This is a genomic window from Bradyrhizobium sp. CB82 (genome assembly GCF_029714405.1).
Taxonomy (GTDB): Bacteria; Pseudomonadota; Alphaproteobacteria; order Rhizobiales; family Xanthobacteraceae; genus Bradyrhizobium.
In genome coordinates, this window is sequence record NZ_CP121650.1 from 8,094,900 (window position 1) to 8,107,935 (window position 13,036).

The following is a 13,036-nucleotide window of genomic DNA, read 5'->3' on the forward strand; positions in this document are numbered from 1 at the left end:
TCAGGCCTTCCTGGCTGCACGGTCGGCCAGAAACTTTTCCATCATCCGAGCTGTCTCGCCTGACGCGTAAGCCTCACGATGGATCCGCACCGCGGCATCGAGACACTCGCGGAAACGGACCTCGGTCATCTCGCGAAGCCATTGTTTGTCTAGGCGCATGGCGAGAGGAGGTTTCTCCGCCAGCTCGCGCGCTAGCGAGAGAGAAGCATCAAGGACGCTTTCCGCTGGAACAATCTTGTTGATGATTCCGATCGAATGACATTCGGTTGCATCCATCAATCGGCCGGTGAGGGTCAAATCTGTGGTGCGAGCGAGCCCTAGGATTTCCCGCATGATCCACGGCCCAGTGACACTCGCAATGCCTGAATTGATTTCGGGCTGACCCATCCGCACTCCAGCGTGGCCAATGCGGAAATCGCAGAGCAGCGCAACTTGGAAAGCCGAACCAGCGGCAACGCCATTCAAGGCCGCGATCAGTGGCTTAGGAAGCGACCGAATGACATCGTACAGGCGTTCCCACTCTGCGATCCATTTGGAACCGCTGTCGCCGTCGAACGTCTTCGCCTCGTTGAAATCCTGACCTGCGCAGAATGCCCGATCTCCCGCGCCGGTCAGAATAATCGCACGGACTGTATTGTCGCCCTGAAGATCCAGGAGGGCATCAACGAGCTCGCACCGCATTGGAGCATGCCAGGCATTGAGGATTTCCGGCCTGTTCAGCGTGATGACAGCAACCCCATCTTGCCTGTCGACGAGAATATACCGTTTCACGGCCCCAAACCCTTTTTATTGGAATGCAATATTCTATATCGGATAGTGGATGGATCGCGCGGGCAAGTCAAGCGCCTTTTCCTGGCTGCATTTGAAAAGCTAATCTATCCAGGGAGAACCGCTAACGCTTGCCCCTGTTTTGCCGCGAAGAATTCGCCGCTACACGAACCCATGGGCGTGGAGACGACTAGTCGGAAGCTACTTAGCTACCAAAGCCGCCACGCGGGCCCGCGAAAGGATTCGAGATAAGATCTCATCGGAGCAGCTCGGTTGCGAGCCTGCAGACGAGGGGGTGTCTTTGAACAGGAGATTCATCCCTATCATCGCAACCCGCCATAGAGTTTCTTTCGCGCTCATGGAATTTCGCGATCTCCGTTGGATCCCAGCGCCCCCGCACTGAAGGCTCCGCCAAGCATCCGAGGCACTCAGATTCAAGCGTCGGACACTTTGGTCGCTGCCTGCGAAATCTCGAACACACATTGTGCAGCCCACTCTTCGAACGCAAAAGACGATTGCGCTTTCCGCGCCGCCGCGCGGGCTGATGCATCGAGCAATCACCAAGTTGGTCGGGCTTGCCAGGCGAAACGATGTGCCGATGCGCCAGAGCTCTCTGCACTGGCCAAGTGGCGCCCATCATGATCGCCCGCCATAGGGCCGCACCTTCGGGGCAATATCGTGCTTCGCGATTTGTGGCAGCCTTGCCGAGATGCGGAAGCCTCATATGCACTGGCTGTTCGCCGAACCGGCGCTTTGCTTACGGCCTCCTTCAGATACCGTCTCGCGACGACCGTTGCTGTTCGGCTGACGGTTTCTATCGCCGAGGCCCCGTAGAGGGACTTTACATCTCCACTGGAGACCACTGCTGGAAACTCGCGCCAGTCACGGCGCTCCGTGTCATGCCTGGCACAAAAAACGGCCGCCCCAAACGGGGCGGCCAGTGTGTGTTCGTCGCGGGAGGAAGAATACGACGAACGAGTTCAACACAAACGCGCCAGCGTCTTACCCAACTGACCCAGGCCGATTGCAGCTGCGGCATTCTGGGATCCAAAACGCAGAGCGGCTCATCGTCTTCTGTTGCCCAGACGTGCGCACCTCGAAATCAACCCGTGCCCCTTGCCGCTGCACAATAGCCACTTGTCGATGTTGTTTGGTGCAATGGTTCGTACATTAACGCTGAAATTCGGCTCAAAATGCGTATTTTGAAGGATTTCCACCCGGTGCCGGGCAGGCTACCTCGATCGGATTTTAGCGACGCAAGCGGCAACTCGCCGAAGCGCCGGACGGGCGGCGCGCGTATGACGACAGTCGCCTAAACCACTCACTTACAGCCAACACTGCCAGCATGTTGCCATCTCCTCCAATGTTCGGCTACTGCCTTGTCGCCAACGGTCATTGGCTCACACGTGAAATCATCTGATGAAGTGGGATTTTGTTGCCATACCGCTCTCCTAAGACCAAGGCGTCGATCCCTGCATAAATAAGGACGATTCGGCACGCTTCTCGAGTTTTGGCGATGGATCGCTGAGGTTGCGAGCTGCTGTTCGCCAGCCTGCTATCTGTATCCTTCCAACGCCACCGAATTCTATTTGAGCTTCAGCCATGTTGAGCCTCTTCTGGCTGTGCCTCTACCTTTGGCTGCCCCCCTCAATTCGCGTCCCAGCTCAACAATAGACGTCACAGCGCCGTCCCTATTCACTAGCCTGCTGCAGAGATCCGGCCGAACTCCGTGGCCTGGCGCTCCAGCAGCCGCCGATAGATCCCGCCGGGCCGCCTCGTCAGAGCAGCATGCGTGCCCTGCTCGGCGATAACGCCGCCATCAAACACCAGAATGCGGTCGAGGCTGCGCACCGTCGATAGCCGATGTGCGATCACAATCGAGGTACGGCCCTTCATCAGCCGTTCCATTGCTTCTTGGATGAGGGCTTCCGATTCCGAGTCGAGGCTTGAGGTTGCTTCGTCCAGGATCAGAACCGGCGCATCGGCGAGAAAGGCGCGCGCCAGCGCGATGCGCTGCCGCTCGCCACCTGAGAGCTTGACGCCACGCTCACCAACCAGCGTGCCGTAGCCCCTGCGCAGGCGCAGGATGAACTCGTGCGCATTGGCAAGCCGCGCCGCACGCTCGATCGCCGCCATACTGGCTCCCGGCCGGCCATATGCGATGTTCTCGGCGAGCGAACGGTGGAACAGGATCGGTTCCTGCTGCACAACAGCCATCTGGCTGCGGAGCGATTGCTGCGTGGCCAGAGCGATGTCCTGGCCGTCGATCAGAATGCGCCCGCCCGAAATATCATAGAGCCGCTGCACCAGCTTAACGAAGGTCGTCTTACCGGATCCGGAGCGGCCGACCAGACCAACCCTCTCGCCGGCCTTTATGTCAACCGATAGCCTGTCATAGAGCGGTGCTTCGCCGCCGCCATACTGGAAGGTGACGTCGTCGAATACGATCTCACCGTCCTCAATGGCGATAGGACTTGCATCCGGCGCGTCCAGGACCCCGATCGGCTCGTCGTGGATCGCGACGAGCTCCTCCATATCGTTGACCGAACGCTGGAGGTTGTTGATGTATATGCCAACCTCACGCAGATATGCGTGGATAACGTAGTAGCTGGTCAGCACATAAGTGACATCGCCTGGTGAGGCGAGCCCAGCCATCCACAGCAGCACCGAGCCGCCGATCACCGAGGCTCGCAGGCACAAGAGCAGCGAGATCTGAGACATCGCGGCATAGTTGTAGCGCAACCAGGTTCGCAGCGACCGCATTCGCCAGCGGTTGATGGTGCGGGCGAGCCGAGCTTCCTCACGCGCTTCAGCGCCGAAGGATTTTACCACCGCATTGCAAGTAATCGCATCGGCCAGCGTGCCGCCAACCTTTGTGTCGCAGGCGTTGGAGACCCGTGCGGCAGGCGCGATATAGCGGATCGCGAATATCAGCGTAATCGCGGCATAAAATGCCGTACCAATCGCGATCACGCCGCCAAGCGCAGGCCAATGCAGCCCGAGCAGGATCATCGAGCCGATCAGTATCGTCAAAGACGGCAATAGGCACACCAAAATGGTATTGTTGAGCAAGTCGATCGCCCCCATTCCGCGCGTGATCTTTCGCACGCTCGAACCGGCGAAAGAGTTGGCGTGCCAATCGGTTGAGAACCGTTGGATGCGCATGAACGCCTCGCGCGTCACATCCGACATCGTCTGAAGCGTGAACGGAATGATTGCCCGCAGACCTATGAAGCGCAGGATCATCGAAATTAGTCCGAGCGCGACGATACCGCCGAAGGCGACCAACGCAGCGTGTCGCGCTGCCTGGTTGTAGGGGCCTGCCGTCAACGCGTCGACAAGGTGGCCAGAGTAGACCGGCATGAACAGGTCGGCCACCGTTGACCCGAGGAAGCCGACCAGTACAGCGGCGGCACGGTAGGGTTGGCGCAGCCAGTGGCGGAAAGCGAACTGCAACACCGCCCGGATCGCGATCGGACGTTTGTCATCCATAGCAGTCATTTCGAAATCCGGTCATGCCCAGCGCGCGAGACGGCTCCATCTGATTTGAACCAGCGTCGCAAAAGCGTGATCGAGATGAAAGGATTGCATTTCATGACAGGCGAGAAGACGGCATACCCGTCAGGTTGGGGGCGTCAGATTTATGTTGGATCCCGAAGACACGCAGGGTGCGCATGAAATGACATGTGACGGTCATCTCAACAATTGCCAAGGCTGGTAGTTGACTGGGCCGCAGCCAGCCACGCGCGGATGCCGGTAGCCCGAGGGCGGAGTGGATAAACATTAAAATTGGCCGCGTACCAGAAATTGCTTCGCGGCGAGAGATATGGGTGCCATCAAGTAAGGGTCGAGCAACTTAGGGGATAGCAGATCTAACAACAGATCGCCCACAGAGCGCTGAGCCTTTAAGTTTCCAGGACCACGCTCCCGGTACCGGCCGAGCGGCCATCTGATGGGTTTGCTGGCGCAGCAGAAGACATCTGCCGCTCACGTGAGGCGCGCAAAAAAGTGCCGGCGCGATGCAAATCACCTAAATCATGGCGTGCAAGCCACCAGAGCTGCCGTCGTGGGCTGCGTTCGCTCATCAGAGCATCGAGTTCGACCACGAATCGAGACCAGATCTCAGGAGCGCATCGTCACTATCGGCGATGTCAATGCATCCCATCCACAAAATCGATTTCCCCAATTGAGGCGCTGCCGGTAGGAAAAATGCCTGCAATTGAGCGACATGGTAGGTTTCCTGTCGGGGACACTACGAGGAGTACGTCATTATGGACGCCCGCAATGCAGTTGTAGGCGGGTTTTTTGCCGGCTCCGCGCCAGCTATTGTTGATTGGTGGAAACGACGCCTGCAAGCTCGAAAAGCATGTAGATGATCATGCCCTCCCCTTTCAGCAAGATGGATCGATCGGGTTACCCGGCCTCCACCTGTATGCGCGGCTCTATGGTGAGCCAGCGTGATGTTGAGGCAGCAACCAAGAAATCGAACAATCGTCGGTCAGTCTCTGATGTACCCCCGCGGGCTGGTCCCGCAATTCTGTGCCGTTGGCGATGGTGACGCCGACTCTATCTGCTTTGGTCGATCATGGAGTGAATACCAGCGGAGCACGCGATCCTGCTCGCATCAAGGCTAAATGATCACTGATTTACTAGGCAAGCTCTGAAATATGACGTGAATGCCGGCACGGCAACGGACGTCGTTGCTGTAGATCTCGAGGATGTTCAATATGAACGCGAGGGTCATGATCAGGTTCGAAACGCATAGGTTGCCCGGGCATTTGCGTCGGCTCGAGGCCGAGTCGATCGAAATTATGCGGGAAGTAGTAGCCGAGTTCAAAAAGCCGGTGATGCTCTATTCAATCGGCAAGGATTCCAGCGTCATGCTGCACCTTGCGCTGAAGGCATTTTACCCGGCGAAGCTGCCTTTCCCGTTGATGCATATCGATACGACCTGGAAATTCCGGGAGATGATTACTTTTCGCGACGAGACGGCAAGACGCGTCGGAGCCGATCTGATCGTTCACATCAACAAGGACGGTCTTGCGAAAGGTATCAATCCAACCCACTCAGGTTCCACGCTACATACCCAGATTATGAAGACCGACGCCCTCAAGCAGGCGCTCGATCTGTATGGATTCGATGCGGCATTCGGCGGCGCGCGGCGCGACGAGGAAAAAAGCCGCGCCAAGGAGCGCATATTTTCGTGCCGCTCGGCAGGACATGTCTGGGATCCGCGCAACCAGCGGCCTGAACTTTGGAAGCTTTTCAACACCCGGATCCGACAGGGAGAAAAGATGAGGGTGTTCGCGATGTCGAATTGGACGGAGCTCGACATTTGGGAATACATCATGCTCGAAAGAATTCCTGTCGTCCCTCTCTACCTTGCGAAGCACCGGCCGGTGGTGCATCGCAACGGCACCCTGATCATGATGGACGACGAGCGGCTCCCGCTCTTGCCCAACGAGACCCCTAAGATGCGGAGAATCCGCTTTCGTACGCTCGGGTGCTATCCCCTGAGCGGCGCCATCGAGTCGGACGCCACGACGATCGAGGACATTGTCGCCGAAATGCGGATTGCGAGAATTTCGGAGCGGCAGGGGCGCCTCATCGACACGGATGAGGCGGCTTCAATGGAGAGGAAGAAGCGGGAAGGATACTTTTGATGGATATGGAAGCCGCGCCTTTCGTCGCCGAGGCCGACAGCAAGGATCAATTGCGCTTCATCACGTGTGGCTCGGTCGACGACGGAAAATCGACGCTGATCGGCCGGCTCCTACACGACAGCAAGATGATCTATGAGGACCAGCTGCAGGCGCTCACGCGTGATAGCGCCAAGCAAGGCACAACCGGCGGTGACATCGACTTCGCCTTATTGGTCGACGGCCTTGAGGCTGAGCGCGAACAAGGCATTACCATTGACGTCGCTTATCGATTTTTCACGACGCCGCGCAGATCGTTCATGGTCGCCGATACACCAGGCCACGAACAATACACCCGCAATATGGCGACCGGCGCCTCCAACGCGCAGCTCGCCATCATCCTGATCGATGCGCGCAAAGGGGTTCTGGTGCAGACCAGACGCCACTCCTTCATCTGCTCGCTCTTGGGTATCCGGCACGTCCTCCTCGCCGTAAACAAGATCGACCTTGTCGACTATCGAAAGGATGTCTTCGACGGCATCGTACACGACTATCTTGCTTTTGCTTCGGAGCTCGGCTTCACCTCGATCATCCCGGTTCCAATCTCCGCCAGATACGGCGACAACATCGTCAAGCGATCCGGCAATACCGATTGGTATGACGGCCCGCCGCTCCTGGATTACCTCGAGAGTGTCGAGGTAGAATCTGAGACGGCCGGCCTGCCCTTCCGCTTTCCGGTACAGTGGGTGAACCGTCCCAATCTTGATTTCCGCGGGTATGCTGGCACTATCGCTTCCGGAAGAGTCGCGGTTGGCGATAAAATCGTCGTGGCACATTCGGCTCGCAGCTCGCGTGTGAAGCGGATCGTGACCTATGATGGTGACCTTGCAGCTGCCGAAGCAGGCGATGCGGTGACGATTACCCTCGAAGATGAGATCGATGTCAGCCGCGGTGATATGTTGGCAAGCCCCACGCAGCCGCCTGAAATCGCCGATCGGTTTGCTGCTCATCTGATCTGGATGGACGAGGAACCAATGGTGCCGGGCCGCTCCTATGCATTCCGGATTGGCACGCAATCGATCGCCTCCGGCAGCATTAACCGCTTCAAATACAAGATCGACGTCGACACGTGCGAGCCCGTGGCGGCGGCCACGTTGAATTTCAATGAGATCGGCTTTTGCGAAGTGGCCACTGTTCTGCCTGCGAGCTTCGATCCGTACCGTGTCAACCGGCGCACGGGATCCTTCATCATGATCGACCGCTATACCAACCGGACGGTCGGCGCGGGAATGATCGAATTCCCGCTCCGGCGATCGACTAGCACCGCCTGGCAACCGTTGACGATTGACAAGGAGCAGCGTTCGACGCTCAAGCATCAGAAGCCGTGTATCATATGGTTCACCGGATTTTCCGGTGCCGGCAAGTCAACGATCGCCAATATCGTCGACCAGAAGCTGTTCGCGAGGTCTTATCACACGATGCTGCTGGACGGTGACAACCTAGGTCACGGTCTCAACCGTGATCTCCTCTTCACTAAAGCAGACCGGGTGGAGAACATCCGGCGTGCAAGTGAAGTGGCGAAACTGATGCTGGAAGCCGGCTTGATTGTCATCTGCTCGTTCGTTTCGCCCTACAAGACCGACCGCGACATGGTGCGCAAGCTCGTCGGGAACCGTGAATTCGTAGAGGTCTTCGTAGATACGCCAATAGACGAATGCGTCCGACGCGATCCGAAAGGCCTTTATTCCAGGGTAAAGTCAGGCGAGATCAAGAACTTCACTGGTGTCGATGCGCCGTACGAAGCGCCGAACACACCGGAGGTGCATTTGAAGACATTTGATGAGCCACCGGAGCAGTTGGCCAATCGGGTTCTCGATGCGCTTGCCACACAAGGGATTATTTCCATGACATAGAGGAATTAGCCGAGTTGGTTCGAACCTGCCAGACGAGCCGTCCTGATGATAATCACCCGAGGCCTTGGTCATTTATATTAAAGATGACTACCGCCAGGTCTCAGAGCTTGGTCATATGCTCAACCGCAAGTATCCGATCCGCGCAATGTAGGATCTCAAGATGGTTGTTGCCTTACTTCGGCACTTGGAAGGAAAGCGCCCGTGCTGACATGTTTCAACATCGCGCTTGGCACGGGGTATCTGGGGTGATGTCGGTTGCAAGATTACTCTAGGCCCATCTATCTAGCGGTTTTGCGAGCCATTCAGCCGAAAATGCCTCCGAACACTTAGTTCTTCCACAGCTTCTTTCGCTTCACAAGCCGCCGGCACACCTCAAGCAGGTCCCAAGGGATTGCATTGAGAACTGAAGCTAGGCCCGAAGAAGTGACGCCAAGTGGACGAGGAAAGGCAATTCCGCTCAGAGCCTTGCAAAGCTGCAGTAATGTGGCTGATCGGCGGCCAGGCTCCCGGTCATAGGACGATCGCCGATTTCCGGAAAGGTGCGGCGATCCGGAATGTTTGTGCGAAGTTCGTTGCACTATGCCAGGAAATGGGCCTATTGCAGACTCCAACTCTCGATTGACGTCAGCAAGTTCAAGGCGGTGAACAACCGCGACCGTAATTTCATGCAAGCCAAGATGGCGAGGGGCGGATGGCGCAGGTCGAGGAAAGCGTCGGTCGATATCAACTCGATAGCGCCGATCAGCAGGAGCCATCAGAAGCGATCAGCATCAGGACGAGGATCAAGGAAAAGAGTGCTCGGCTGAAGCAGGAGATGAGCCGCCTGGAAGTGCTTGATGCGCAGATGCCAACACGCCCGATCAACAGATATCCCTCACCGATCCGGACGCCCGTTGGGTGGCCACCAGCGGACGCGGATCGGGTATCCTCGGCTACAATGTCCAGGCCGCGGCCGACACCGAACACCATCCGATTGTTACGCAAGAGGTCATAAACGTCGGCAACGACCGTGGGCAGCTTGCTCTGACCTCGAAGCAAGCCAAAGAAGTGCTCGAAGTGGACAAACTCGAGGCGGTCGCCCGGTGGCTACCTCGACGGAGGGGAGATATTAGCCTGCGAAGAGGCTGGCGTTGCAGTCACCTTGCTCAAGCCCATAACGTCGAGCGGCCAAGGCGGAGGGCCGGTGTTCGGCAAGCAGGATCTCGCCTACCTGCCTGATTATGACGCGGGTGATGAACATCGTCGGCAAACCGAGCCTGATTGCAGCCATCCGCGGCGCCTGAAGGGCGGAAAGTGCGTTCAAAAGCGCAATACTGCGTCGCGCCGCCCACTTTGGCCGGACATTGGACGACCCGACACGAGAACATCAGCCCCCTGCAATGACCGCGACCACCGCCGCGTGCGGACCTATCCGTTGCACACAACCAAGTCCGAACAAAGACACTGCGGTCGTAGGTCTGGCAGCGGTTGCTCGCTTTAAGCCCGAGATTTGAAGACTGTGGCAGGGTGTTTACAGAAAGGGACTCGGTCGGGCTGGATGAGGCCAGAAACTTTCCTTTGGCGGCGGGTCGCCCTTCGAGCCGGCCCGCAGTGAGTCTTCGCCGATGCGCTATGTTATATGAAAAATGGATCTTGCGCCCCACGCCTGCCGTTGAGATCACCAAGAACACGAGCGGTCAGGCCGGCCGTGCGGCCATTACCGAACTGATTGCGGTTGAGGAGACGTACGACGGCGTGATGGAGAACTAAGTCGAGCTCGAAGAGCCCCTCCACAACCTTGGCATCGGGACCCCTCCGTTTGTGGAATATCATTACGACTGATTAATAGCTTGAAGGTGACGCGACGTCAGTTTGTAGGATCATCAGCATCCAGATCTGCGTTAACAGTTACTCGCGTTGTTCACAGCATTTAGCTTTCTCCTCCCAATCGATAACCTTGCGGCCAGGGCGACCCGGCAGATTGCGACGCTCGATCGGAACTTGGATGGCGCATCGCGTGGGGTGCACAACCGAAAACGAGTCCAGATGCACGCTACGAGGCGGCCGCATCACAGAGAGAGGCGCGTACCAGGTGCGGCGGCCCATTCGCTTCTCGTGCGGCGTTTCCTGAACAATTTTTGGTCGAGGATCTCATGAACAGAACAGTCTTCTCCGTGCCGGAGCGCAGTGAATTTACCACCCATCGCGGGTTGTTCATTACACGCAACGCACAGCATTACTGCGGCCCGGCGGACCGGCTGGATGAACTGACGGAGCTCTTAGACCGCCGCCGCGGCGTGGTGCTGTCGTCGGGCACCACCGTGCCCGGCCGCTACGAGAGTTTCGACCTCGGCTTCTCCGACCCGCCGCTCAAGCTGGAAACCGTCGGCGTCAATTTCAAGCTCGAAGCGCTGAACCAGCGCGGGCAGGTGCTGATCGCCTTCCTCGCCGACGTCCTGCGCGAGCCCTGCGTGGTGATCTCCGAGAAGACGGCCTCGTACCTTGCCGGCCACATCATCCGCGGCGATGCGCCGGTCGAGGAAGATCAGCGCACCCGGCGTGCCAGCGTGATGTCGCTGGTGCGCGATCTCGTCGCCGCCTTTTCCGCCAATGACGACGGCCTGCTCGGCCTGTTCGGGGCCTTCGCCTATGACCTCGTCTTCCAGATCGAGGATCTCGTCCAGAAGCGCCCGCGCGAAAAGGACCAGCGCGACATCGTGCTCTATGTGCCCGATCGCCTGCTCGCCTACGACCGCGCCACCGGCCGCGGCGTGGTGCTGAGCTACGACTTCACCTGGAAGGGCCTGTCGACCGAGGGCCTGCCGCGCGAGACCGCGGACAGCCCGTACCTCAAGACGCCGCGGCAGGGCTTTGCCGATCACGCGCCAGGCGAATATCAGGCGACGGTGGAGACCGCGCGCGCCGCCTTTGCCTGCGGCGATCTCTTCGAAGCCGTGCCGGGGCAGCTGTTTGCCGAGCCCTGCGAGCGTTCGCCGGCGGAAGTGTTCCAGCGTCTTTGCGTCATCAACCCGTCGCCCTACGGCGCGCTGATGAATCTTGGCGACGGCGAATTCCTGGTGTCGGCCTCGCCCGAGATGTTCGTGCGTTCCGACGGCAGGCGCGTCGAGACCTGCCCGATCTCGGGCACGATCGCACGCGGCACGGATGCGATCGGCGATGCCGAGCAGATCCGCCAGCTCCTGAACTCGGAGAAGGACGAGTTCGAGCTCAACATGTGCACCGACGTCGACCGCAACGACAAGGCGCGCGTCTGCGTTCCCGGCACCATCAAGGTGCTGGCGCGGCGGCAGATCGAGACCTATTCAAAACTCTTCCATACCGTGGACCACGTCGAAGGCATGTTGCGTCCCGGCTTCGACGCGCTCGACGCGTTCCTCACCCATGCCTGGGCCGTCACCGTCACCGGCGCGCCAAAGCTCTGGGCGATGCAGTTCGTCGAGGATCACGAGCGCTCGCCGCGCCGCTGGTATGCGGGCGCGATCGGGGCGGTGAATTTCGACGGCAGCATCAACACTGGCCTGACCATCCGCACCATCCGCATGAAGGACGGGCTCGCCGAGGTTCGCGTCGGCGCGACCTGCCTGTTCGACTCCGATCCGGCCGCGGAAGACCGCGAGTGCCAGGTGAAGGCGGCGGCGCTGTTCCAGGCGCTGCGCGGCGATCCGCCGAAGCCGCTGTCGACCTTCGCGCCCGATGCGACCGGCTCGGGCAAGCACGTGCTGCTGATCGACCACGACGACAGTTTCGTGCACATGCTCGCCGACTACTTCCGCCAGGTCGGCGCCAGCGTCACCGTGGTCCGCTATGTGCATGCGCTTGACATGCTCAAGCAGAGGACGTGGGATTTGCTGGTGCTGTCGCCCGGACCGGGCCGTCCCGAAGACTTCGGGATCAAAAAGACCATCGACGCGGCGCTTGCGAAGAAGCTGCCGGTGTTTGGCGTCTGCCTCGGCGTGCAGGCGATCGGCGAGTACTTCGGCGGCCGGCTCCGCCAACTTCCACAGCCCGCACATGGCCGGCCCTCCCGTATTCAGGTGCGGGGCGGCCGGTTGATGCAAAGCATGCCGAGCGAGATCGTAATTGGCCGCTATCATTCTCTTTACCTCGAAGGCGATAGCATGCCCGAGGCACTTACGGTCACGGCCAGCACAGAAGATGGCATGCCCATGGCAGTCGAGCACAAGAGTTTGCCGGTCGGCGGAGTCCAGTTCCACCCGGAATCTTTGATGTCGCTGGGCGACGAGGTGGGCCAGCGGATGGTCGAAAATGCGTTTCGGCTGAGTGAGGCGGTCTATTGAGCATGAGTGCCTACCACCGGTTCGCATTCCGTACGCTTCCCCGTAATCTAGAAATCCTAATTCTCATCGGCGCTTACTGCGATTTTACGGTGAATCATCGTCGTGCCCAACCTTGTTGATCGCGCGAAGCTATGTCGTTGTGCCACTCGAATCCTTCTTGATCTTTCGCGTCGGCCAAATCAAACCAAGGCCCGTGGCATAGCTGGCTAACGACTGCGGCTCCCAATCGTGGCCTTCGGGCTTCTCGTGGCCGCGTGCCCAACATCGCAGCCGCGGGCCCGAAAGCTGAACGCGCCATAGGTCCTTTCCCGGTTTTCTGCTCGTCGACCTCCTACAAAGAGCGCACCAACAGGATCGCCGATCTTGCAACACTCACGCCGCAGAAGATTGCCCGGCTTGGTTCGCGGTGTCGCCACGA

General features: G+C 58.9%; 5 protein-coding genes. 3 read left to right on the plus strand and 2 right to left on the minus strand.

Going from position 1 to position 13,036, the window contains the following annotated elements; translation table 11 throughout:
• Nucleotides 1-771: an enoyl-CoA hydratase/isomerase family protein gene (locus QA640_RS38810; RefSeq protein ID WP_283037916.1), complete on the minus strand. Its 771-nt coding sequence runs from the start codon at nucleotides 769-771 to the stop codon at nucleotides 1-3.
• Nucleotides 772-2,466: 1,695 nt separating this feature from the next.
• Nucleotides 2,467-4,269 (minus strand): ABC transporter ATP-binding protein, encoded by a 1,803-nt coding sequence (locus tag QA640_RS38815; protein ID WP_283037917.1) that lies wholly within the window; start codon nucleotides 4,267-4,269, stop codon nucleotides 2,467-2,469.
• A 1,241-nt stretch (nucleotides 4,270-5,510) separates the two neighbouring features.
• Between QA640_RS38815 and cysD the strand changes: the two genes are divergently transcribed.
• The 3 genes from cysD (at nucleotide 5,511) to QA640_RS38830 (ending at nucleotide 12,618) form a co-directional block, all read left to right on the plus strand.
• Nucleotides 5,511-6,431, plus strand: coding sequence for a sulfate adenylyltransferase subunit CysD (gene cysD, locus QA640_RS38820; protein WP_283037918.1), 921 nt, complete (start codon nucleotides 5,511-5,513; stop codon nucleotides 6,429-6,431).
• Nucleotides 6,432-6,436: 5 nt separating this feature from the next.
• Nucleotides 6,437-8,320 carry a sulfate adenylyltransferase subunit CysN gene (cysN, locus tag QA640_RS38825; RefSeq protein WP_283043022.1) on the plus strand — a complete coding sequence of 628 codons (1,884 nt, stop codon included), beginning with the start codon at nucleotides 6,437-6,439 and terminating at the stop codon, nucleotides 8,318-8,320.
• Between the two features lie 2,132 nt (nucleotides 8,321-10,452).
• A complete protein-coding gene (locus QA640_RS38830; protein ID WP_283037919.1) occupies nucleotides 10,453-12,618 on the plus strand; it encodes an anthranilate synthase component I in 2,166 nt (721 codons plus the stop codon).
• Nucleotides 12,619-13,036 lie beyond the last annotated feature (418 nt).